We start from the raw sequence: 23087 nt of genomic DNA, 5'->3' as shown, positions 1-23087 counted from the left end.
GCCGCTTGGCGGAGTCCACCCAGAGCGCACACCGGGGTTCAGCGGCACCCGCAGGTGGCAAGGACAGCGGCTGCTCTGTCCACCGCGGCCCGTGCCGGCTCCGTGGTCCCGTCAAGGCCGCTCGCAATGAACGAGAACACCAGCAGGCGGCCATCAACTGACACCACGTGACCGCTGAGGGCAGTCACCGCGTTGAGAGTTCCGGTCTTGGCGCGGACCAGGCCCGCGCCCGCAAAAGTGGGGGCGTCGTCGTCGTTGTAGCGGTCCGCCAGCGTGCCGGAGAGGCTGGCCACGGGAAGGCCGTGCAGCACGTGCCGCAGCGCCCGGTTGTCGGAGCGGAGCAGCGTGCGCACCACGTCCGAGAGCTGCCGCGGGCTGATTCGGTTCCTGGGCGAAAGGCCTGAGGCATCTCCAAGCACCATTTCCTCTGTCTGCACTTCGAGCCCGGCGATCACCTCGGCGATCGTTTCGAGCCCCCCGCCAAACGACGCCGGCCTGCCGCTGGCCTCTGCCGCGAGCCGGGCGAGCACCTCGGCGAGGTAGTTGTCCGAGGTGCGGAGCATGTGTTCAACCAGCGCTTCGACCGTCGCCGACTCGACGGACGCCACCTCCTCCGCGTCCTCACCCGTAACCTGCCGCTCGATGCCCTCCTCAACCTGCACGCCAGCGGCAAGTAGCGCCTCCCGGAATACGGTGGCCGCAGCCAGTGCCGCATCCGCCGCCCTCGCGCCGGACTGCTTCGACTCATCCGTCCAGGACGAATTGATGGCGAGAGGATAGATCGGCGCAATCTCGCCGGCCTGCACGTCACCGGGCTGCCAGCTGGGGTTGAGGACGTCCCCGACAAAGAGCGAGTCGTCAATCACGACGCGGTACGGGCCATCGCCGTCGAGCTGGGCTGCCGTCTCCCGGGCGAGTGTAGCAAGACCGGCATGGCCGATAACGCTCTCGGCATCGGACTCCCCGGAGCCGAGGAGGACGTCCCCTCCTCCACGCAACACCAGGACGCCTTCCCCGCCGGCGCCTCCCGTGAGCACAGAGGTGGTCAACCGCTGATTCGGATCGAGTTTGGCCAGCGCCGCGGTGGCAGTGAGGATCTTGATGTTCGAGGCGGGAAGCTGCGGTTCCCCTCCGCCCCGGTCAAAAAGCACCTCGCCGGTCAGCGCATCAAGAACGACGCCGGTCACCGGGGTCCCGCCCGGAACCTCCAGTGCGGCGGCGAGCAGGGGGGCAAGAACGTCCGGAACCGGCACCGGCGCCTGTGCGTCCAGCTGGCTGACGAGCGTGGGGGCGGCAACGTCGTCCGGAGTTTGTTGGATGACCGGGATTTCCGGTTCCGCCTGCGGAGGCGGGCCGGTGACCAGCTCCGCAACCTGCGGGCCGTAATGGAAACCGACAGGGACCGCTAGCACTCCGAGAACCAGGGCAAGCAACAGGGCAGTGAACACCCTGGCGCTGCGGTTCATGGCGTCCTCTCGAAAGGCTCATGCTGGAAACTGAAGGGATCGGCTCCGGACACGAATCGATGATGCGCGCGGCGGCCTATATCTTTAACAGTAGATGGGGGCTGCGGGTGGTTCGGCAGCCCCGCCAAGGTTTTCACTTACCAACCGCTGACCGCAGGAGTTCCACATGGCAATGAAGCTCGACGTCACCATTGAGATCCCCAAGGGATCACGCGTCAAGTATGAGATCGACCACGAGACCCACCGCCTCCGGCTGGATCGCGTGCTCTTCACCTCGATGCAGTACCCCACGCATTACGGCTACTTCGAGAACACGCTGGGCGAAGATGGAGATCCGCTGGACGCCCTGGTTCTGCTGCAGGACTTCGACCTCATCCCGGGAGTCCTGGTTGAGTCCCGCCCGATCGGCGTTTTCAACATGGTGGACGACGGCGGCGGAGACGCCAAAGTACTGTGTGTCCCCGTTGATGCCCGCTTCGACCACATCCAGGATCTCGGAGACGTTTCCAAGTTCCTGCTGGATGAGATCGAGCACTTCTTCCGGAAGTACAAGGATCTGGAGCCGGGTAAGTGGGTTGAAGCCGCTGATTGGGAGGGCCACGAGGCCGCAGAGGCAGAAGTTGAGGCATCACTGAAGCGTTTCCAGGCTCTGGGTGAAGCAAGTGAAGAGGACGAGCCGCAGGGGCGCGCTGTCGACACCGACACCGACAACGCTGACAATGATCCGCAGGGCCGGTAGCTCCTGATCAATAGTTCCACACCAAACATTGCCCTCGAATCAACGCAAATCGGTTGATTCGAGGGCTTCCTCGGTCATACTGGGGTCATGCTGTTCGTGGTCACCATCAATCAGCGCGATTCCCGCGACGTGGGTGACCTGGTGCCCGAGCTGCTGCGTGAGTTCCGGTTCATCGACACGGTGGTGCCGTTTCAACGCTCGGTGGGCGACGAGCTGCAGGGCGTTGTGGGCAGCGCCGGGGTTGCCGTCGATGTGGCGCTGAAAGCGATCCGATACCGGCGCTGGCACGTCGGGATCGGCGTCGGAGAGGTCCATTCCCCCCTGCCTGAACGCATCACCGACGCCGAGGGGTACGGCCTGGTGTACTCGCGCAGGGCGGTGAACCGGGCGCAGAAGACTGGTGAGCGGATCCCGCTCGCGGTAGAAGGCCCTGACTCGGAGGTTTCGGCCGAGGCTGAAGCGGTTCTGCGGCTTTTGGGGCAGATTGTCTACACGCGCACCGACGCGGAGTGGAATGTCCTGGACCTCATGACACCGGGAGCCCGCGGGCAGCAGAAACTGATAGCCCAGGAGCTGGGAATCACCACCCAGGCAGTGAGCAAGGCCGTCATCCGTTCACACTGGATGGAAGAGTGGGCCACCCGTCCCGCAGCCGCCCGGCTGCTGGACCTGGTGTACGGCCCGGCGGCGCTGCCGCCGGCAGCGCTGGCGTACTAGCGCTCGTTCTGTCCCGCCCGGGTGAGGGAGCGCAGGATCTTCGCGGCGCCGTCGTCGTACACCGAAGCCGTCACCTCGGAAGCCGCGGCCAGCACCTCTTCGGGGGCCTGGCCCATCGCAACCCCGCGCGCTGCCCAGGAAAGCATCTCAATGTCATTGCGGCCGTCACCGATGGCAACGGTTTCGGAGGGATCGACGTCCAGCCTCCGACGCACCAGCTCAAGCGCGCTGGCCTTCGTGACGCCCGCAGCTGCAATGTCCAGCCAGGCGGTCCACCCTACCGAGTAGGTAACACCGTGGAGTCCGATGGATTCGACGGCCTCGCCGAACTCCTCGGCCGTGCTGTCCGTACTGAACACCACCACCCGGACGGCCCGCGCCCGCAGCATCCGCTGGAAGTCAACGCTTTCTGCCTCTGCTCCGAAACTCGCATCCTGGAACCGCTCGGTGGAAAGGAAGCGGCCCTCATCATCCTCGAGGGCGAACTTGGCCGAGGGAAGGCACTTTCGCAGGGCCACCAGCGCCGGTCGCGGGTCGAAGACCACCCGGTTGACGACTTCATAGCCGTCCTCGAACTCGTCCACATCGATGCGAAGAGTGACGCCGCCGTTGGAGCACACGGCATGACCGCGAGTAAGCCCGATCTTCTCGATAATGGGCAGGGTGGCGCCGAGCGATCTGCCGGTAGCGATCACCACCTCGTGGCCGGCATCCACGACGGCGCTGGCCGCGGTGCGGACCTCGTCCGACATGAGCCCCTCGTGATCCACAAGGGTCCCGTCAACATCGAGGGCAATGAGTTTCCGTGTTGTCTGCTGCTGGTCATCGATGCCAGCGGAAAATGTAGTTGTCATCGTTAAAGTGAACCAGAAAGCCAGTAATCGCGGGTAGGTTTTTGATCACAACTAAGCCAACGGCTGGTTACGGGTGAGGGCTGAACCTGCCTCTACAGGACCGGGAGAACCTCCAGGCCTCCGAGATATGGGCGCAGTGCGGCCGGCACGTTGACCGAGCCGTCAGGGTTTTGGTGATGCTCAAGGATGGCGACAATCCACCGGGTTGTCGCGAGGGTACCGTTCAGCGTTGCCACGGCGCGGGTAGCCTTGGCGCCCTGCACGCGTTCGCGGATGTTGAGCCGCCGAGCCTGGAAGCCGGTGCAGTTAGAGGTGGACGTGAGCTCGCGGTACGCGTTCTGGGTGGGCACCCAGGCTTCGCAGTCGAACTTGCGCGCGGCTGACATCCCGAGATCCCCGGCGGCGGTGTCGATGACGCGGTAGGGCAGCTCAACCTTTGCCAGCATCTCCTCTTCCCAGGCGAGCATGCGCTCGTGCTCCGCTTCTGATTCCTCAACCGTGGTGTAAGTGAACATCTCCACTTTGTTGAACTGGTGCACCCGGATGATCCCCCGGGTGTCCTTCCCATGTGAACCGGCTTCCCTCCGGTAGCAGGAGGACCAGCCGGCATACCGCAGTGGCCCGGCCGAGAGGTCCACGATCTCATCCGAGTGATACCCGGCCAGCGCTACCTCGGACGTGCCGGTCAGGTAGAGGTCGTCCTCCGGAAGGCGATAGATCTCCGCGTCGTGGGCGATATCGAAACCGGTCCCCTGCATGGTCTCGGGCCGCACCAGTGTGGGCGTGATCATGGGTGTGAACCCGGCACTGATTGCCTGATCCATAGCCATGTTGAGCAGGGCAAGCTCAAGGCGCGCACCTACGCCCTTCAGGAAGTAGAAGCGGGACCCGGAAACCTTGGCGCCGCGCTCCATGTCGATCGCGCCGATCAGCTCGCCGATTTCCAGGTGGTCCCGCGGATCAAAATCGAACTGCCGGGGCTCTCCTACTGTTTTGAGGACCACGAAGTCTTCCTCGCCACCAGCCGGCACGCCATCGAGAATGGCGTTGGGCAGCCGACGCAGAAGGGCGTCCGCCTCGGATTTCGCTTCCTCGGCCTGCGCTGCGGCAGCCTTCACCGACGCCGCCAGTTCCTTCACCTCGGCAAGAAGTGCCTGCTTTTCCTCGCCCTGCGCCTTGGCAACGCGCTTGCCGAAGGAGTTCTGCTCAGCCCGCAGCGACTCCGCACTCGTGACCGCCTCGCGACGCCGGGAATCAGCCGCGATGATCGCATCCACCAAAGACTCGTCGGCCTTCCGCGCACGCTGCGAAAGGCGGAATTTTTCAGGATTGTCGCGGAGTTCGTTTACGTCGATCACCTCACAAGACTACCGAATGGGATCTGCGCGCCCGGCACCCGTGCGCTGAAGGATAGTCTGGGGAAATCATGCCCCTTGAGTGGATTATCACGGCCCTTGCGGTTGTCGCCGCAGCCGCGTCAGCGTTCAGCTGGTGGGGCGTTCGAAAGCTGCGCCGTGAACGCTCACTGCAGTGGGAGGAACCGCGCCCCACCCTTTCGGCGACCGGGGAACAGCAGCGGGTTGCGTTGGTCCTCAACCCGGTCAAACTCAGTGCGCCGCTCGCCCGCGAGCAGGTTGAGCAGGCCTGCTCAGACGCCGGATGGGAACCTCCCCTGGTGCTGGAGACTACGGTTGCGGAGCCGGGTGCCGCCCAGGCGCGGCGCGCTGTCGCAGAAGGTTACGACGTCGTTCTTGCAGCAGGCGGGGACGGCACCGTCCGCGCCGTGGCAACCGGGCTGGTTTCCAGCAATGCCGCGCTGGGACTGCTGCCGCTGGGGACCGGTAATCTGCTGGCGCGCAACCTCGGTATTGCGGTGAACGACGTGCCACGCAGCGTCAGGCAGGCGCTTCACGGGGCTGGCCGGCGGATCGATATGGGCCGTGTCGAGCTCCGCAATGAGCGGACCGGTGTCAGCGGTGAGCATACATTCCTGGTGATGGGCGGCGTCGGGCTTGATGCTGTGGTGGTGGCTGCCACCAAGGACGCCCTGAAGAAGAAATTCGGTTGGCTGGCTTACAGCGAAGCCGGCGTGCGGAGCCTGCCCGGAAAACGCCAACGCATGTCGATCAGCATTGACGGCGGGCCCGCGCAGACCCGGAAAGTGCACAGTGTCCTGTTCGCAAATTGCGCACGGCTGCCCGGCGGCATCACCTTCGTCCCCGACGCGACAATAGACGACGGCTATCTCGATGTTGTGATTACGAGTCCGCGGAGCATACTCGGCTGGCTGTGGGTTGCCGCGAAGATCCTCTTCCGGCACGCGGGGCCCATTCCGGTGATCACCTACCACCGCGTGAAGCGGGTGGACGTCCGTGTCTCCGAGGCAACGGGCACCCAGCTCGACGGCGACACCTCCGGCGATGTGACCTCCCTGAGCGTGAGCGTGGCTCCCGGCGCACTGATGGTCCGGGTCCCTGGACGGGCAACCGGACCATCAACTGGAATGTTCAGCGACGCGCCTGCGCAGTAGAAACGCTGCTAGTGGCGCTCAGTTCCCTCGGCGTCGCCGCCTTCCTGGAGGGACGGGACGGAGTCAGCATCGGTGTACTCCCCCTCAATGTTAGAGTCTGCGTCTGTGGTGCCGTCCTTGTCGGTGTACTCACCTTCATCAAGCTGGTCCTGACCTTCGGTGTACTCGCCGACCCCGTCAGCGCGCTGCGCGCCGGTGTAGCCGCCCGTGGCTGCGCCGGTTGTCTCACCCACCGCATCAGCGTTCTGTGCCTGGCTGTTGATGAGCTGCTGCTCCTCCGCGAAGCGCAGGTCATTGCCCTGGTCGCCGGCATCGCCGTGCCAGTTCGGGTCAGAGGTGGATCCGTCATCCTTGTTTGGGTTGACCTCGTTGTTGTGTGGCTGCTCGCTCATGGTGCCTGCCTTTCCAAAAGGGTCGCCCATTGGCCGGGCGCTCACCATCAGCCTACTTAGCGACCGGTCCGTGGGAAAGCATTCCTACGCTTTAAGCAGCTCGCGAACAGCCTTCTCCGACGCGGAGTAGCTCGCCACGGGTATGGCCTCCCCGGACATGAAGCGGTCCACCACGCGCGGGTCCACATACGAGCTGCGGGCGATCGCCGGAGTATTGCCGAGGTGTTCAGCGACCGAGCGCATGGTCGCGGCGACTGCCTTCTGCCGCGCCGTCCGGCTGGTGGCCTTCAGATCCATCCGGGCGAGCTCCATGGCCGCGACGACAGTAGCCTGCCAGGTGCGGAAATCCTTCGCCGTAAAGCCTCCACCCGTGACCTGGCGAAGGAACTCATTGAGCTGGGAAGCGTCAATCGAATGCCAGGATTCGTCTGCGGCACGGTACGCGAGCATGGTGTCCGCGCTTTCCCTGCGCATCATCGGGCGCAGCGCCGCGGCGAGATCCGGGTCCTCGATGGTGGTGTCCCACTGCTGGCCGCTCTTTCCGGGAAACTGCAGGGTAATCACCGGTCCGCTGAGCGTAACGTGCTCAACCCGCAGGGTTGTCACCCCGAAAGAACCGTTCTCGGCTGCGTACTGCGCCGATCCAATCCGTAGCGCGCCGGAGTCAACAATGCGCAGCGCAGCCGCGAAGGCCCGCTCCCGGCCGCTGCCGTTGCTGCGCAGGTGCTGTGTGATGACCCGCCGCGCGCTGGGGAGGCGTTCGCCGAAATCCAGCGCCCGGTCAAACTTCTCGCGGTCCTTCTTCTCCCGCCAGGCGGGGTGATAGATGTATTGCCGCCGACCGGCGTCGTCTGTGCCTAGCGCCTGGATATGGCCATTGGGATAGGGGCTGATCCAGACATCACGCCACGCCGGCGGAATGACCAGGTCTTTGATCCGCTCAAGTTCATCGCGTTCCAGCGGCTCACCCTGCTGGTTGCGGTAACTGAAGCCCTTTCCGTGGCGACGGCGGGTGTAACCGGGCTTGTTGCAGTCACTGCGTCGAAGTCGTGGCACGCCGCCTCCTCTGATACCGCCTGCAGGGAAGACCTAGCCTATGCTCTCCGGATCAACCGTGGGGGAACGCAGCAGCGAGTCAACCCACTCCTGCGCTGACTGGAACGCCTGGTCGGAGGTATGCCGGGCAACGTCATATTCACGCCGGTCCGCGCGTGCATAGGAACCGAGGAACCGCAGCCCCGGGCTGATGCGGTGCAGTCCCTGGAGGGCGTCGGCAACGCGGGCATCCGCTACGTGGCCGTCCGCGTCGATGCTGAAGAAGTAGTCCCCCAGGAACAGTCCCGTGGGGCGGGATTCAATCCTGCTGAGGTTGACTCCGCGTGCAGCGAACTGATCGAGAATCTCCATCAGGGCGCCCGGATGGTCTTCCGGCAGGGGAATGACCAGGGTGGTCTTGTCCGCCCCGGTCCGTGCCGGCAGGGTGTCCGGCCTGCTGACCAGGATGAAGCGGGTCACCGCGTCGGCAACATCACCGATGTGCTCTGCGAGGACGCGCAGGCCGAGGCGGTTGGCCACGAGAGGTGAGCAGATCGCGGCATCGTGGCCGGCGCCGTCGTCGAGCAGGGTGTGGGCTGCAGCCGCTGTTGAGGAAGCCGGAATGTATTCCGCGGCTGGAATGTTCTGTTCGGTCCAGCCCCGGCACTGCGCCCAGGCGTGGCCGTGGGTTGCCACGAAGCGGATGTCGGCGAGCTCCAGCCCCGGGCGTCCCACCAGCACGAAGGAGACCGGAACAAGGATTTCCCGGATGATGCGCAGGGGGTCCCCGTTGGCAATCGAATCAAGGGTGGCTGATACGCCGCCCTCCACCGAGTTTTCGATGGGCACCATCGCTGCCGTCACTCGGCCTGTGCGGACCATGTCCAGAGCGGAGCTCACCGTCACTGCGGGTACCCTCTCGGCCTTGTCCGCCCCGGGCACCTGGAGGAGAGCTGCCTCGGTGAAAGTGCCCTCGGGGCCGAGATATGCGTAGGAGCTCATAGAACGCGCGGCTCCTCACCGGTTTCAGAGACCATCGGCCTCGAGGCCTCCACCCAGGCGTCCATTCCGCCGCTGACATTCACCGCAGAGTATCCGTTGGCGACCAGCCATTCGCTTACCCGGAACGAGCGTCCGCCGGTCCGGCAAATGACGTGCAGGTCTTCATCCGGGTCAAGCTCGTCGAGCCGCGCCGGAATATCGTTGACGGGGATGTGCCGGGCTCCTTCGATGTGCCCGGCCTCCCACTCATAGTCCTCACGCACGTCCAGGACGGCGGTGCCCTCACTGATTGCGTCGATGGACACGTTTTCGCTGTTGGTCACTGCAAGCTCCGTCTCTGTTCCTTGTCCGACTCCGACAGTCCGACTCCAGTACGCCTTGAATCCAAGCCTATAGTGGGGACCGCAGACACCCCACCCCTGAGGAAGGCCCTCCCATGAGTTCCCTTTCCGAGCTGACCGCTCTTGAACAGCGGGACCTCCTCCGACGCGGTGAGCTCAGCTCCCGGGAACTCACTACGCATTATCTGGACCGAATCGACGCCCGGAATATGGAGCTGGGCGCCTTTGTCACCGTGACTGCTGACGCGGCACTGGCGGAAGCCGGCGCCGCTGACCAACTGCAGGCAAGCGGGGCGGACCTGCCTCTGCTACATGGCCTGCCGCTTGCGCACAAGGACCTGACCGACGTCGCCGGGGTTGTGACCACACACGGAAGCGCAGCGTTGCAGCACACGGTGGCGGCCGCAGACTCGCCGCTTGTCGCCGTTCTCCGGCGGGCCGGCGCGATCAGTGTGGGAAAGACGCAGGTTCCGGAGTTCGGTCTGAGCTGCTACAGCGAGAATCTCGTTGCACCGCCGTCGCGGAATCCGCTCAACCCGGCGCTCAGCTCGGGTGGTTCGTCCGGCGGCAGCGCAGCGGCTGTCGCGGCAGGCCTGATCCCGTTTGCGCCGGGCACGGACGGCGGCGGCTCCGTCCGGATTCCGGCCGCTGCCACCGGGCTGATCGGCCTCAAACCCAACCGCGGCAGGGTGCCTTCCGGTGCAGGTCAGAGCGACCTCGGTCAGTTTGTGGTTGCCGGACCGCTGGCGCGGACGACGGCGGATGCCGCCCTGCTGCTCGACGCCATGGTGAACGAGCCGAACTTCCACGCAACCAGCGCCGCCGCCCATGGTTCATTCCTCGACGCAGCGCTGCGGGCTGCCGGTAGATTCCGGATCGGGGTCAGCACCGCCTCGCCTTTCGCCGCGGCCTTTCCCATCGAGCTCGACGACGCCGCGCAGGCCGGTTTCGACGCCGGGGTAAAGGCGCTCGGCGCCGTCGGCCACGAAATCCTTGAGGCAGACCTCCGGTACGATCCGCGCTATCACGAAGCTTTTCAGACGGTGTGGACCGCAGGCCTGGCCGTCGCACGCATCCCGGCCGACCGGGAAAAAGACCTGACGACCCTCGCCCGTACCCTCCGGCGCCGCGCGCAAGGGAAGTCTGCGACGGACCTTGCCTCCGCCGTCGACATCCTGCGGCAATTTGAGCAGGACACCATCGCGCAGTACTCCGCCTTCGACATCATTGCGACGCCGGCTCTCGGCATGGTCCCGCGTCCAATCGGCTGGTACACCGATGCGGATGCTGACACCGACTATCTGCGCCAGTGCCAATACTCGCCCTACACGTCTATGGTGAACGTGTGCGGGTTGCCTGCCATCTCGGTGCCTATCTTCACCACGGCTGAGGGACTCTCCATGAGCATCCAGCTCATCGGAAGGCCCAGCGCAGAGGCGGATCTCCTCACCGTGTCAGCTCAGCTTGAGGAACACCTCCGCACTGGCCAAAACCAAACAGCATAACTGTTTGTTCGCATTTTGGATATGACAGTCCAAAAAGTGACTGGCATCATGGAGTGAATGAGCACAACTCACAATCAAACAGCCACAACGGAGGGCAAGAAGTTTCTGGGTCACCCCCGGATGCTTGCGAACCTGTTCAGCGTAGAACTCTGGGAGCGCTTCTCCTTCTACGGCATGCAGGGGATCCTCCTCTATTACATGTACTACTCCGCGGCCGACGGCGGCCTCGGCATTGACCAGGGAATTGCCACCGGCCTGGTGGGGGCCTATGGCGGCGGCGTCTATCTCTCCACCATCCTTGGAGCATGGCTGGCTGACCGGGTTCTGGGATCCGAGAAGGTCCTCTTCTATTCCGCCATCATGATCATGTTCGGCCACATTGCGCTGGCGCTGCTGCCGGGCGGAGTCGGCCTCGCGGTGGGTCTGGTCCTCGTCGGTGTCGGTTCCGGCGGCCTGAAAGCCAACGCGACCTCGCTGGTTGGAACCCTCTACGCCGAGGGTGATGAACGGCGAGACGCCGGTTTCTCCATCTTCTACATGGGCATCAACATCGGCGCCCTTATCGGCCCACTGCTGACGGGCCTGGCCTGGACGGAGTTCGGTTTCCACTACGGCTTCGGGCTCGCGGCCGTCGGCATGGCGATCGGCCTGACGCAGTACGCGCTGACCCGCAAGAACCTGCCGGAGACAGCCCACGCGGTGACCAACCCGCTGCCGCCCGGTCGGCTGGCGCGAATGGGGCTGATTGCTGCGGCCGTCGTCGTTGTGATCATCCTTGCCTTCACCACCGGCCTGGTGACGCCCGCGAATCTCGCCCAGACCATGGCGTACGTCGCCATCGCGGCCTCGATCGCCTACTTCACGGTGATTCTGCGCAGCAAGCGCGTGACCGCCATCGAGCGCAAGCGGGTCTACTCCTTCATTCCGCTGTTCATTGCGAGCGCTGCGTTCTGGGGGCTGTTCCAGCAGCAGTTCACCGTTGTCGCGATCTACGCGGACCGCAGCCTGGACCGCAACCTGTTCGGCTGGATCATGCCGCCGAGCTTTGTGCAGTCGATCAACCCGATCTTCATCATCATCTTCGCCGCCGTATTCGCTGCGCTGTGGACGAAGCTCGGAAACCGGCAACCGTCATCACCGTTGAAGTTCGCTCTCGGCCTGGTGTTCATGGGCGTCGCGTTCCTGCTGTTCATTCCGTTCTCCGGCGGCGGACCGAACAGCACTCCGCTGATGGCTCTCGTGGTCATCCTGCTGTTCTTCACCTGGGCGGAGCTGTTCCTGTCGCCGATCGGGCTCTCGGTTGCAACGAAGCTTGCGCCGAGTGCCTTCCGAACCCAGATGGTGGCCCTGTTCTTCCTATCGATCTCGCTGGGAACCACGGTGGCCGGCATTCTGGCGGGATACTACAACCAGGACAACGAGGTGCCGTACTTCTCCTTCAGCGGCATCACGGCAATCGTGCTCGGCATAGCCCTTGCGCTGGCTACGCCCGCCATCAAGAAACTGATGAGCGGCGTCCGCTAGGCGCTACAGCGAACCACGACGGCGCCCTCCTCTCGCAGGAGGGCGCCGTCGTCGTCTGTGGTTTTAGGAGCCGTCTTCTGCGGAACCGGCGTTGCCGGCCTCGCTTCCGCCGGACTCGCTCTCCGGACCCGGGCCGCCGTAACCGCCACCGCTCTCGGAATCAGCCTTGCCGGCAGCCTGCTCGGCGTCCTGCTCCAGCTTTTCGTCGTCAGTGTGGTCAATTTCGTCGCTGGTGGGGTTCTCGCTCATGACACAACCTTTCGTTGACGGGTGTTCTCAACGTACCGTCCGGCAGGCCTGTGCACTAGGGCCGGCGAGTGCCACACTGGGCGCATGGGGGAAGTTCCGGCCAGGCGCCGTCGTCGTCGTTTCTTCGATGCTGCTTGCGGGGTGTGCCGGGACCGGCGGGCCGCCTGTGGCGTGTCCGGCAATCGGATGGCTGAACAACGTTCTGGTGGAGCTGGAGGGTGACGTTTCGGTGGTTGCTGAGGTGCAGGGCTGCGTGAACGGCGTGTGCTCGCAGGTTGTGCGGCCGCCAACTACCGATGTGCCCGTCGAGATCATCACACCAGCGCCTGGTGGAACGATCGATGAAACCGGCCAGAAATCGCACCCTCCGCGCGAATTCCTCTCGCCCTATATGGCTACGCCACTGGACGAGGACAGGTGGGTGATCAACCTCGACATGGACACCCCCGAGATCGTCACTGTACGGGCTCTCGCTGCCGACGGGACGGTCCTCGTCGAGGGCGAGTTCACCCTGGATTGGGTTCGGGTAGGCGGCTCCGAGCAGTGCGGTGGGCCGGAGGAGGCCGGGCCGGTGACGCTCACCGTCCCGTAGGAGCCGTCGTCCTCGGCTTTCATGCCCTCCCCCAATCCCTCAATCCCTCAATCCCTCAATCGAGTGGGCGTTGGCGACCTATTCCTCGTGGACAGCCGGCCGTCAGCGCCCACTCGATGCACGGGCTGACGCAATCGCCGACCTTATTCTCGCAATCGATGCTCGCTCGTTATCAGGCTCGAGGTGTTTCTTCGTGAAGCGAAGCACCGTCCAGCCCATCGCCCGTAACCGATCGTCGCGGTTGATGTCGCTGTGCCACTGTTCGGCGTCCACCAGATGGTGCTCACCCTCATATTCGATAGCGATGCGCAGTTCGCTGTACGACAGGTCAGGTCTCGACACCCTGCGCCCGTTCTGGTCCAGGACCCATTGATTGACCGCAGGCTCGGGCAACCCCGCCTGCGTTATTAACAGCCGCAAACGCGACTCGCGACCGGAATCAACACCACTCCTCAACAAGGGCAGCGCTTCCCGCACACGCCGGATACCGCGGGCGCCGCCGCGTCGATCGGCTGCTTCCGCAATCTGGGTCAGTGAGGCGAGAGGGTCCGGGACGTTCAGGTCGCAACGGCGTCGCGGAGCATCCTGCCTGCGCAGAAGTGAATCGCCGGCAGCCACCAGCTCCTCCAGCGATAGCGACGGCGCCAGGTCCGTCCAGGTCCAAGCCGGGGAGGTGACGGTAACACCATAGATTTCGACGACGTCGCGGGACGTAAGGGGCGCACGGTGACCAACGACGCCTGGACGACGAACGCGGTTACTCCCCTTCCATCGGGTCAGGTGAAGCCCATGATCCTCCTCGAGTCGGAACGGGAGGATGATTCCCCACAGCCGGGCGGCTGTCGAATGGCTGACGGCGTCCGGGCAGCCGAGTCTTGTCAGCGGCGCCACATCATCGAGGAGCGACGGACCGGAACCATTCACAAGCCGGACGCCGCGGCTCGGGATGGTCAGATCCGAGCGTCGCAGCCTGCTGTACGGCAGCCCACGTCCGAGTGCCTCCTGAACCGTAAAGGAGTACCGATGGGGCAGAGGGATGGATGAGGAGCTCACCCGTTCATAATGCCGTCGAGAGGGCGGCAGAATTCCCTTATCCACAGGGTGTATTTGTGGGTCTCCGCTCCCCTCAGGATCGAGCGGGCGCTAGCGACCGCGCCCACGCCACAAACCCGTCCTCAGCGCCCACTCGATGCGAGAAGCGCCCACTCGATGCGAGAGAGGAATGACGACAGCCCTCTGACACGTATTAGCTAGAATGGCTGGACAGTTTCAACGAGGGAGATACATGGCAGCACGCAAGGCGACTGCGTTGGATGTTGCCAAATTGGCCGGCGTGTCACGCAGTGCCGTGTCCATGGTGCTCAACGGAAACATCAAGGGCAACGTTTCCAAAGACGCGCAGGAACGAATCCGCGCTGCTGCCAAAGAACTCAACTACCTACCCAACCCGGTCGCTGTGAGTCTGCGGAACCAGCGCACGGCGACACTCGGCATCATCACGGATGAGATTGTGACCAGCCCCTTCGCCGGGCGGCTTGTCAGCGGCGCCACGAACGCCGCCTTGGCTCGTGGATACATGATTCTGGTTGTCGATACCGAGCATATTCCCGGCCGCGAAGGGCCGGCGATCGAGGCGCTTCAGCATCGGCGGGTGGATGGCCTGATCTATGCCACTGGCAGCCTGCAGCCCTACATCCCCTCCGGGCCTTTTCGGGCCCAGCCGGCAGCGCTGGCAAATTGCTTCGACCCCGAGGACAGGCTTCCGGCAGTCGTCCCGGATGAGGTGACGGGGAGCCGGCGTGCCACCGAACTGCTCCTGGAACTGGGCCATCGCCGCATCGCCCTCCTCGGCGGCGATGATGACAACGCGGCGCTCCTTCGGGAGCAGGGTTACCGCTCGGCGATGGACCGCGCCGGATTGACCGCCGGAGACCACCAGGTCATCGTCACGGGTTGGGACATCAACCAGGGATACCGGGCAGCGGAGTCGGTGCTGCAGGAACCAGACCGTCCCACCGCGATCCTGGCCGCCAATGACCGCGTTGCCACCGGCATCCTGCTCTACGCGGCAACAGCCGGGATTCAGGTGCCCCAGCAGTTGTCCGTGGTTGGTTACGACGATCAACAGAACGTCGCCGCGAACCTGGTGCCGGCGCTGACCACCGTCGCACTCCCCCACGCGGAGATCGGAGCCATCGCCGTCAAGCGGGTTCTCGACGAGCTCGAGGGCAGCGAGCGCCGCACCGAGCGGGTCCTGGTGCCGTGCCCCCTCATCACGAGGCAGTCCACAGCTCCGGCACCCTGATCACCTCCACGAAAGGGCATCGCTGCCATAGCGCCGGGGAGGGTCGGGGTATTCCACCTGACGGCCATCGACCACCAGAGGCGGCGGCACGAAGACGAGTTCGCCGTAGTCGCTCGTTGCCCGCCTCAACGGCACCTCCAGGTTCACCGGCCCTGCCTCCCCCGCCCGGGGCATCCGCAGCAGTTCCGCCGCCGTCTGCGCCAGGGAAAGGTGCGCGGAACCGCTCATTCCATAACTGCGCGCAGACACAAGCACGACGGCGGCAGCCGCCATTCCGAGGCCGGTCGCGTAGTCGAGCGCCTGGACCGGCAGCGCACCGGGTGTGAATTCCGGCCCTGAGCCCGTCCCATAGATGTGGGCTATGCCGGTTGCCGCCTGCACGATGCTGTCGAACCCACGGCGGCCGGCCCACGGTCCGCTATCACCCCAGGCGTCGAGGGAGACAACGGCCAGGCCGGGGTAGTCCGTGCGCAGAGAACCGACGTCCAGTCCGTGCCGGGCCAGCGCCCCGCCGCGGTGGGCGCTGAGCACCACGTCAGCCGCTGGAAGGAGATCCCGCAGGCGGGCGAGCGCCTCAGGATCCCGCAGATCGGCCACGGCACTCCGCTTCGCGAACCCGGTCTCCACGTGCTGGTGTTCCAACTCGGGTAGCGCCGGCGGGTCCACCCGCAGAACATCGGCACCCAGTGCGCCGAGGAGCCGGCTGGCAGAAGGACCGGCGATGACCCGCGTGAAATCAAGAACGCGCACACCTTCCAGCAACCCCTCGTCGCCCCCGAAGGTACGCGTCCCGCGCCGGAAAGTGCTCGTCGACAGCCGCACCCATGGCTCGTCAGCGACAGCCTGCCCGGCCGGCGTTGCTGCCCACGCCTCGGGTGTCCGGACCACCGCGGCCAGCCCACCCCGAGCAGTGACGGCCTCTTCGATGACAGCCGCCGGACGTTCCAGCAACGCATCGTTGACATCCTCGGCCGCGGACACACCGAGCGCTTCCAGCAGCGCCCGTCCGTGGTGCGGATAGTTCCCGTGAATGCGGACCCACCCGTCGGCGGCCTGGCGGAAACCCGATGAAGCCCCGAAAGCCTGGATCGGCGATCCGTCGATGCGAAGGTGGACGAACGAATCGAACCACCCGGCAACCCCGGAGGACGTGAACGTGGCGGGGAGCCCAGGCGAGGCGGCAGCAAGAGCCGCGGCGACCGCCTGCACGGCCCCGAGCGCAAGTCCCTCAACGTCAAGGCGCCCTCCCCACCACCTTCGGGGTCCGGACCAGGACGCTCCCTCCGCGCCGTTCGGCATCAGCGAAGCAAAATAACGCCACAGCTCGGGCACCGGATCAGCACTGGGCAACGGGTAATCCATGAGTGCATTATGGACGCCGCCGCCCGGTGACGGCTACGGCAAACCCAGTTCCCAGGCCTCCACGACGGCGCTTCCGGTGACGGTCAGCTCCCACTTTTCGTCCTGCACGGGATACGCCCGGAACGTCACCGCCGTGGAACCCTCCCGGTACACCTCGACGATCGACGCATCCAGCAGCACCCGCACACCACGCGCGGTTTCCACTGAATACAGCTCACGGGAACCCGACGGCGAGACAAGCGCCAGCGACACCCGCGCGTCGCCGCGCGGCGAAACCACCGCCTCGGCGACCGCGGGCAGTTCGGTGACAGCACCGGCAACACGTGCACTACGTCGGTAGCCCACCAGTTCCCGCGCGGGCTTCACTACCAGCTCACCATCGACTACGCCCAGCTCGCGAGGGAAAGTCAGCACCCCAGCCCACCCGGCTGCGTCTGCCTCCTCCTCGGCGCGCGATTCCCAGGACCAGCCCCACAACATCACCCGGTCTCCAACCGGCACCGCCTGGGGGGCGTAGTAATCGGGGCCGCCGTCGGTCGCCGCGCAGGTTTCGGGCTCGTAGACCGGGCGGCCGTCGCCGTCGTCGTGCATTGATCCAATCAGGTGAGCCACGCCGGAAAGGTGGTGTTCACCGTTCCGGCGCTTCCACAGGGAAACGATCAGAACCCACCGGCCGTCCACCTCGACCAGTTGGGGGCACTCCCAGATGTTCGCCTGCGCTGCGGCGGCAGCGGGGTGTTCAGTGGTCAACCAGATCCCGAGATACGTCCAGGCCGAGAGCTCTGTGGCGTCGTAGAGCAGCAGGGCGCCGCGACCGTCCTCCAGCCCCGCCCCCTGGATTGCGTAACGCGCGCCGTTCCACCTGAAGACAAAAGGATCCCGTACGTCGGTGATGGACTGGTCAGCCGGAATGCCTGCCGCCACCTCACCGTCCTGCTGCCAGGTCCGCAGGTCGGCGGATCCTCGTGCGAGAGTCACCTGCGCGTGGCCGCTGGCATCCTGCACGCCGCTGTAGACGGCGGTGGGGACGCCGTTTTCGTCGGCCATCACACCGGACCAGCAGCCCAGGGCATCGGGACCGCCGGGCTGGGGCCGCAGCGCAACCGGCTCCTCCTCCCACCGGAGCAGATCAGGAGAGCTGACGTGCCCCCAGGTGATGGCGGCATGGCGGGCCGAATCGGGGTTGTGCTGGAAGAAGACGTGCCAGCGGCCGTCGCGGTAACAAATCCCGTTTGGGTCGTTGAGCCAGCCCTGCTGGGGACGGGGGTGCAGGGTGGGGAAGGCGCGGTCGACGGCGACGGTCGGCGATGCGGAAGAATTCACGGTTTCCTTCGGTAGTGGGGTCGGTTGGTCGAAACTACTTGCTGGCGCCCGCGGTCAGGCCTTCACGGAGGGTCCGCTGGCCGAAGATGAAGACCACCAGGGCGGGGATCATCGACAGGATGACGCCGGCGAGGACCACGGAGATGCTTCCGGTACCGAGGTTGCCCTGCAGCGTAACCAAGCCCAGCGGGAGTGTGTAGTTCTCCTGCGAGATGGTGAGGATCAGTGGCCGGAAGAATTCGTTCCAGTGGAAGTTGAAGGCGAGGATGCCCACAATCGCCATGCCGGGTACCGCCAGCGGCGCATAGACCGAGCGGAACGTGCGCCAGGGGGAGGCGCCGTCGAGCGACGCCGCCTCCGCAAAGTCGTTCGGCAGGCCGAGGAAGTACTGGCGCATCAAAAACGTGCCGAACGCAGTAGGTATTGCGGGCAGGATCAGGGCAAGGAGCGTATCGGACAGGCCCATGCCGCGGATGAGCATGAAGACCGGGACGATCGTCACCTGCACCGGAACCATCATGGTGGCCAGCACCACCGAGAACAACGCGTTCTTGCCCTTGAAGCTCAACCGGGCGAAGGCGTAGCCGGCCAGCGCCGCCGTTGCCATCTGTCCCACGGCGATCAGGAGGGTCACCAGTGCGCTGTTGACCACCAGGAGCACCATGTTGACCTGCTGGAACACCTGGACGTAGGAGGAGAAGTCTGGGTTGAGCGGCAGGAACTGGGGCGGAAGGTTGAACGATTCCGACGGCGTACGAAGCGACGTCGACAGGGTCCACAGGACGGGACCGAGCGTCAGTGCCGCTGCCACCAGGAGGACCAGGATCCGCACGGCTGTGCCGGCGCGCGGCATGCGGGTCTTGCGGGTTGCGGTAAGGGTGCTCATTCTCGGGTTCCTCACTGGTAGAAGACGAATCGGCGGCTGAGCCGGAACTGAAGGGCGGTGATGGCCATGATGAGCATCATGAGCACCAGCCCGATCGCGGAGGCTCGCCCGAACTCGAGGCGTTGGAAGGCCGATTCGAAGATGACCATTACCGCCGTCCGGGTGCTGTCCCCGGGCCCGCCACGCGTCAGGACGTAGGGCTGGTCGAAGACCTGCAGGGCACTGATGATCGCCATGACGGAAGCCACCAGCACGGTGGGGCTCAACAGCGGCAGCGTGACATTGACGAACTGCCGCCAGCCGGTGGCACCGTCCAGCGCGGAGGCCTCAAGGAGTTCTTTCGGGATGGATGCCAGCCCACCGATGAAGAGCAGGAAGGAGAACCCGAAGTTCTGCCACACATACACCAGCACGACGACGGCGGCAGCCCCGCCTGATGTGGTCAGCCACGGCACCGCCGGGATGCCGATCAATGAGAGAAGCCAGTTCACGACGCCGAACTGCTCATTGAATAGGTATCCCATGAAGATCGAGACCGAGGCGGCCGAGAGGATCAGCGGGAAGAAGAAGGCCGAGCGGAAAAATACCCGCAGCCAGTTGGGCATCCGCCCTTGGATTGCTACGGCGAGCGCCATCGAGATCCCGAGCTGCAGGGTTACCGCCACCACCACGAAGACGATGGTGTTGAGGAACGAGACCCTGACGGTGGGATCGCTGACGATGTCCGCGAAGTTGCTGAACCCGACAAACTCCGGAGCGGAGATGATGTCCCAACGGAAGAAGGCCAGGAGGATCGACCCGAGGATGGGCACGATGGTGAAGATCGCCATACCGATCACCGTGGGCGCCAGAAAGAGCGGCGCGATGAGTCGCTCGGACAGGGAGCGCTGCCTCCGGGTGGTGGGGCGGGTGCGGGCGGAGGATGCCGCCGTCGTCGTTGGTGGGGTTTTGAGTGTTGGAGTGCTCATGGTGTGCTCCTGAGTGCCAGTTCGAGGTCACGCTGCAGGCTCCCCATGGCCGAGCGCACCTGGGCGGATGAGCCGCTGACGGCAACCGAGACGTTCTTCATGAGGGCGGTTTCCACGGCTGCCTGCTGTGGCGGGGCGGGGATGGGGCCAGAGGTCGGGAAGCGGTCGAGGGTGTCGTAGAAGACCTTCCAGTGCTCGGGTCCGGTGGCGGAGTAGAGCGACTGATTCACCATGGAGCGCCGGGTGGGCGTGGTGTTCGGGGTGGGGAACGCCAGCTCCATGGCCGGTCTGGATGCGCAGAACTTCACCCATTCCCAGGCGGCGTCCTTGTCCTTGGCAGTGCGCATGATGGCGTAGCCTGCAGCGCCGAACTGGTGGCGCTGGGTGCGCCAGCGTGGGAAGAACTGCACGTCGAAGTCGTCGGCGCCCATGCCTGCCTCGTGCAGTCCCTGCACCCAGTAGCCGCCGGCAGGAGTTGCGCCGATGCGGCTGCTTGCAAAAAGACCGACGAGGGCGTTGCCGCCGCCTCCCTCGGGCCTCACGCCAAGGCCTTCGGCTACGAGTTCGCGCAAATAGTCGAACGTTTCGACGACGCGCGGGTCCTCGGCATTAGGTGCTTCCCAGAGGTAGCCACCGCTGCGCTGCGCCCGGGTCGGATCACTTGCGTAGAACCGGTCCCAGAACCAGTTCCCGCCGGCGGCCTTTTCCTCGGTGAGGAAACTTGTGTCATTGGCGTAGAGCCACGGGACCACGCCGCCAAACAGCCGGTTGGTCCAGTAGTACGGGGTGAAGTTGCCCTCGGTCGAAGACTTCATCGCACGCATGGTTGCTGTGAAGTCCTCGTGGGTCCAGTCATCCGCCGGCCGGTCAAGCCCTGCACGCTGAAGGGCGCTGGTATTCAGGTACATGTTGGCGCCGTTCCAGTCCAGCGGCAGCTGGTACAGGCTGCCGCGGTACATGAACGCCTCAATGAGGCTCGGGTGGACGTCCTGGAAGTACTCCTGGATCTCCGCGGCATCCCGCGTCACGTATGCATCCAACGGCTCAGCAAGCTTCTCAGCGAACAACTGGGCGCCCTCGGTGGCGACGTAAACGACGTCGGGTGGATCTCCGGCAGCGACCATAGTGAGGATCTTGGAGAAGAAGTCACGCCAGTCGGCTCCCTGAATCGCTTGAATGCGGACCGGGATATCCGGGTGGAGGCTGGTGAATTCATCGACCAGCGCCTGGCGTGCAGCTGCATCGGCGGCAGTACCGAGAATTGCCACATTGAGGGCGGTGCTGTTGCGGCCCGGGATATCGGCTCCTGTGAGCCGGGGCCAGGCACCGACTGTGGCTCCCACTGCGCCAATGCCGAGAGCACCAAGGAGGGTGCGGCGGGATAGATCCCCGGCTCTGGCGCGGAGTGGGTTGCCCTTATCGGGAAAGTGCGTAGACCTCATCGTCAATCCTTTCTAACACGTGTCAGGAATCATATGACGGTCATCTAACACGTGTCAAGGGTCACATCCCTGCATCGAATGGGCGCTGAGGACGGGTTGTGCGGAAGTGAAAGGTCGCCAGCGCCCACTCGATGTCATCCGGGAGCGAAGTGCGCACCCGGCGTACAAAATGTGTAGTCATTTCCGCTGACTGCATGGGGGTAGTGGCATGCTTGGTCCCATGGCTAATCGAGCAGGCACCGTTGCCCAATCCAGCGACCTTGTTGATGTAAGCGCACTTCTGGACGCGTACTTCGATTCCACCCCGGATCTCTCCGAACCCGCGCAGCGCGTTGCGTTCGGGACCTCCGGCCACCGCGGATCGTCACTGAAGTCGTCCTTCAACGAAGGGCACATCGCCGCGATCACGCAGGCAATCGTCGAATACCGGGCCGGCCAGGGCATCACCGGACCGCTTTTCATGGGTAAGGACACGCACGCCCTCTCCGAGCCGGCGCAGAACACGGCGCTCGAGGTCCTCGCCGCCAACAATGTCGCCGTGCGGATCGACGCCCGTGGCGCCTACACCCCTACTCCGGCCCTCTCGCACGCCATTCTTGGCTACAACGGGTCGCGGACAGACCAATCGGACGGCATCGTGATCACGCCGTCGCACAATCCGCCGGCCGACGGCGGCTTCAAGTACAACCCGCCCCACGGCGGCCCTGCCGACTCGGACGCCACCAACTGGATTGCAGCCCGCGCCAACGAGTTGCTCGAGAACGGCCTCCGGGACGTAAAGCGGATCCCTACAGCGCAGGCGCAGCAGGCGGATTCCGTCAGCACCTATGATTTCCTGCAGCATTACGTCGAAGACCTTCCCAACGTGCTCAACCTGGAGGCAATCCGCAGCGCCGGCGTGCGCATCGGCGCCGATCCGATGGGCGGCGCGTCAGTGGATTACTGGGGAGCCATTGCCGAGCGGCACAATCTCGACCTGACGGTGGTGAACCCCTCCGTTGATCCGCAGTGGGCTTTCATGACCCTGGACTGGGACGAAAAGATCCGCATGGACTGCTCCTCCCCCTACGCCATGGCGTCCCTGATCAAGCGGGCCGGGGACTTTGATATTTCCACCGGAAACGACGCCGACGCCGACCGACACGGCATAGTCACCCCGGATTCCGGCCTGATGAATCCGAACCACTACCTCGCCGTCGCCATCGATTATCTGTACCGGAACCGTCCCCAGTGGCGCTCGGATGCGATGGTCGGCAAGACCCTCGTGTCGTCGTCGATCATTGACCGGGTGGCCGCGGATCTTGGCCGGGTCCTCGAAGAGGTTCCCGTCGGCTTCAAATGGTTCGTGCCGGGGCTGCTCTCCGGTGAGGTGGCGTTCGGCGGGGAGGAATCCGCCGGGGCATCCTTCCTCCGCCACGACGGATCGCCCTGGAGCACCGACAAGGACGGCATCCTCCTTGCACTGCTCGCCTCCGAAATCACCGCCGTCTCAGGACGCACGCCGTCGCAGCACTACGACGGTCTGACGCAACGGTTTGGGGCACCGGTGTACGCGCGGATCGATGCTGCTGCCACACGTGAGCAGAAGTCGGCACTGGGCAAGCTGTCGCCGTCGGACGTCACAGCCACCACGCTGGCGGGCGAAGACATCACTGCACGCCTCACCGAAGCGCCCGGCAACGGTGCACCGATCGGCGGCCTGAAAGTCACCACCGAGAACGCGTGGTTTGCGGCCCGCCCGTCCGGAACTGAGGACGTCTACAAAATCTACGCCGAGTCGTTCCTTGGTGAAGATCACCTGAGGCGCGTGCAGGAGGAAGCCAAGGCCCTGGTCGATGGCGTGATCGCCTAACCT

22 protein-coding genes are annotated in these 23087 nt (G+C 64.9%); 8 read left to right on the top strand and 14 right to left on the bottom strand.

The window, feature by feature from the left end; genetic code table 11:
* Positions 1-38 precede the first annotated feature (38 nt).
* A complete protein-coding gene (gene dacB / locus ACZ2GY_RS00505; protein ID WP_277359366.1) occupies positions 39-1466 on the bottom strand; it encodes a D-alanyl-D-alanine carboxypeptidase/D-alanyl-D-alanine endopeptidase in 1428 nt (475 codons plus the stop codon).
* A gap of 172 nt (positions 1467-1638) precedes the next feature.
* On the opposite strand from dacB, the gene ACZ2GY_RS00500 reads away from it, so the two are divergent.
* Positions 1639-2205, top strand: coding sequence for an inorganic diphosphatase (locus ACZ2GY_RS00500; RefSeq protein WP_471673613.1), 567 nt, complete (start codon positions 1639-1641; stop codon positions 2203-2205).
* Between the two features lie 90 nt (positions 2206-2295).
* Positions 2296-2922, top strand: coding sequence for a hypothetical protein (locus tag ACZ2GY_RS00495; RefSeq protein WP_471673612.1), 627 nt, complete (start codon positions 2296-2298; stop codon positions 2920-2922).
* On the opposite strand, the gene ACZ2GY_RS00490 is transcribed toward ACZ2GY_RS00495, so the two are convergent.
* Positions 2919-3776, bottom strand: coding sequence for an HAD family hydrolase (locus tag ACZ2GY_RS00490; RefSeq protein ID WP_471672657.1), 858 nt, complete (start codon positions 3774-3776; stop codon positions 2919-2921). The two genes, ACZ2GY_RS00495 and ACZ2GY_RS00490, sit on opposite strands and share 4 nt — an antisense overlap.
* 92 nt (positions 3777-3868) lie before the next feature.
* Complete coding sequence (gene serS / locus ACZ2GY_RS00485) at positions 3869-5134, bottom strand: serine--tRNA ligase (RefSeq protein WP_277359368.1); 1266 nt, start codon at positions 5132-5134, stop codon at positions 3869-3871.
* 68 nt (positions 5135-5202) lie between these two features.
* Here serS and ACZ2GY_RS00480 point away from each other — a divergent pair, with 68 nt between their 5' ends.
* The gene (locus tag ACZ2GY_RS00480; protein ID WP_471672656.1) at positions 5203-6306 is read left to right on the top strand and encodes a diacylglycerol/lipid kinase family protein; all 1104 of its coding nucleotides are present in this window, start codon (positions 5203-5205) and stop codon (positions 6304-6306) included.
* An 8-nt stretch (positions 6307-6314) separates the two neighbouring features.
* On the opposite strand, the gene ACZ2GY_RS00475 is transcribed toward ACZ2GY_RS00480, so the two are convergent.
* From ACZ2GY_RS00475 to ACZ2GY_RS00460, 4 genes are all read right to left on the bottom strand, one after another.
* Positions 6315-6698: a hypothetical protein gene (locus ACZ2GY_RS00475; protein WP_277359370.1), complete on the bottom strand. Its 384-nt coding sequence runs from the start codon at positions 6696-6698 to the stop codon at positions 6315-6317.
* A gap of 84 nt (positions 6699-6782) precedes the next feature.
* Positions 6783-7754, bottom strand: a complete 972-nt coding sequence (locus tag ACZ2GY_RS00470) for a DNA topoisomerase IB (protein WP_346027816.1) — start codon at positions 7752-7754, stop codon at positions 6783-6785.
* A gap of 33 nt (positions 7755-7787) precedes the next feature.
* On the bottom strand, positions 7788-8735 hold the full coding sequence (gene pheA / locus ACZ2GY_RS00465) for a prephenate dehydratase (protein ID WP_277359372.1): 948 nt from the start codon (positions 8733-8735) through the stop codon (positions 7788-7790).
* On the bottom strand, positions 8732-9058 hold the full coding sequence (locus ACZ2GY_RS00460) for a rhodanese-like domain-containing protein (protein WP_056545739.1): 327 nt from the start codon (positions 9056-9058) through the stop codon (positions 8732-8734). The genes pheA and ACZ2GY_RS00460 overlap by 4 nt, the downstream gene beginning before the upstream one ends.
* Before the next feature lie 113 nt (positions 9059-9171).
* On the opposite strand from ACZ2GY_RS00460, the gene ACZ2GY_RS00455 reads away from it, so the two are divergent.
* Both ACZ2GY_RS00455 and ACZ2GY_RS00450 read left to right on the top strand, forming a co-directional pair.
* On the top strand, positions 9172-10581 hold the full coding sequence (locus tag ACZ2GY_RS00455; RefSeq protein ID WP_471672655.1) for an amidase: 1410 nt from the start codon (positions 9172-9174) through the stop codon (positions 10579-10581).
* Between the two features lie 57 nt (positions 10582-10638).
* The gene (locus tag ACZ2GY_RS00450; protein ID WP_471672654.1) at positions 10639-12105 is read left to right on the top strand and encodes a peptide MFS transporter; all 1467 of its coding nucleotides are present in this window, start codon (positions 10639-10641) and stop codon (positions 12103-12105) included.
* Between the two features lie 63 nt (positions 12106-12168).
* Here ACZ2GY_RS00450 and ACZ2GY_RS00445 read toward each other — a convergent pair whose 3' ends face one another.
* Positions 12169-12354, bottom strand: coding sequence for a hypothetical protein (locus ACZ2GY_RS00445; protein ID WP_471672653.1), 186 nt, complete (start codon positions 12352-12354; stop codon positions 12169-12171).
* Between ACZ2GY_RS00445 and ACZ2GY_RS00440 the strand changes: the two genes are divergently transcribed.
* The gene (locus ACZ2GY_RS00440; RefSeq protein ID WP_471672652.1) at positions 12353-12946 is read left to right on the top strand and encodes a hypothetical protein; all 594 of its coding nucleotides are present in this window, start codon (positions 12353-12355) and stop codon (positions 12944-12946) included. The two genes, ACZ2GY_RS00445 and ACZ2GY_RS00440, sit on opposite strands and share 2 nt — an antisense overlap.
* 102 nt (positions 12947-13048) lie before the next feature.
* Here ACZ2GY_RS00440 and ACZ2GY_RS00435 read toward each other — a convergent pair whose 3' ends face one another.
* Entirely contained in the window at positions 13049-13999 is a 951-nt protein-coding gene (locus ACZ2GY_RS00435; protein ID WP_471672651.1) for a DUF559 domain-containing protein, read from the bottom strand.
* A gap of 232 nt (positions 14000-14231) precedes the next feature.
* Between ACZ2GY_RS00435 and ACZ2GY_RS00430 the strand changes: the two genes are divergently transcribed.
* Complete coding sequence (locus tag ACZ2GY_RS00430) at positions 14232-15251, top strand: LacI family DNA-binding transcriptional regulator (RefSeq protein WP_277359541.1); 1020 nt, start codon at positions 14232-14234, stop codon at positions 15249-15251.
* On the opposite strand, the gene ACZ2GY_RS00425 is transcribed toward ACZ2GY_RS00430, so the two are convergent.
* The 5 genes from ACZ2GY_RS00425 to ACZ2GY_RS00405 are packed head-to-tail and all read right to left on the bottom strand — an operon-like array spanning position 15252 to position 21232.
* Positions 15252-16613 carry a CoA transferase gene (locus ACZ2GY_RS00425; RefSeq protein WP_471672650.1) on the bottom strand — a complete coding sequence of 454 codons (1362 nt, stop codon included), beginning with the start codon at positions 16611-16613 and terminating at the stop codon, positions 15252-15254. It lies immediately after the preceding gene.
* Positions 16614-16646: 33 nt separating this feature from the next.
* Positions 16647-17936 carry a glycoside hydrolase family 32 protein gene (locus ACZ2GY_RS00420; protein WP_277359539.1) on the bottom strand — a complete coding sequence of 430 codons (1290 nt, stop codon included), beginning with the start codon at positions 17934-17936 and terminating at the stop codon, positions 16647-16649.
* 34 nt (positions 17937-17970) lie between these two features.
* Complete coding sequence (locus ACZ2GY_RS00415) at positions 17971-18822, bottom strand: carbohydrate ABC transporter permease (protein WP_277359538.1); 852 nt, start codon at positions 18820-18822, stop codon at positions 17971-17973.
* Positions 18823-18833: 11 nt separating this feature from the next.
* On the bottom strand, positions 18834-19790 hold the full coding sequence (locus ACZ2GY_RS00410; protein WP_277359537.1) for a carbohydrate ABC transporter permease: 957 nt from the start codon (positions 19788-19790) through the stop codon (positions 18834-18836).
* Positions 19787-21232: an extracellular solute-binding protein gene (locus tag ACZ2GY_RS00405; RefSeq protein ID WP_471672649.1), complete on the bottom strand. Its 1446-nt coding sequence runs from the start codon at positions 21230-21232 to the stop codon at positions 19787-19789. The genes ACZ2GY_RS00410 and ACZ2GY_RS00405 overlap by 4 nt, the downstream gene beginning before the upstream one ends.
* Before the next feature lie 220 nt (positions 21233-21452).
* Between ACZ2GY_RS00405 and pgm the strand changes: the two genes are divergently transcribed.
* Positions 21453-23084 (top strand): phosphoglucomutase (alpha-D-glucose-1,6-bisphosphate-dependent), encoded by a 1632-nt coding sequence (gene pgm / locus ACZ2GY_RS00400; protein ID WP_471672648.1) that lies wholly within the window; start codon positions 21453-21455, stop codon positions 23082-23084.
* The last annotated feature ends 3 nt before the right edge of the window (positions 23085-23087 follow it).

This window comes from Arthrobacter sp. KKT183, assembly GCF_055657625.1.
Note: the sequence above shows the minus strand (reverse complement) of the source record. Positions and strands in the feature narration are given on the sequence as shown.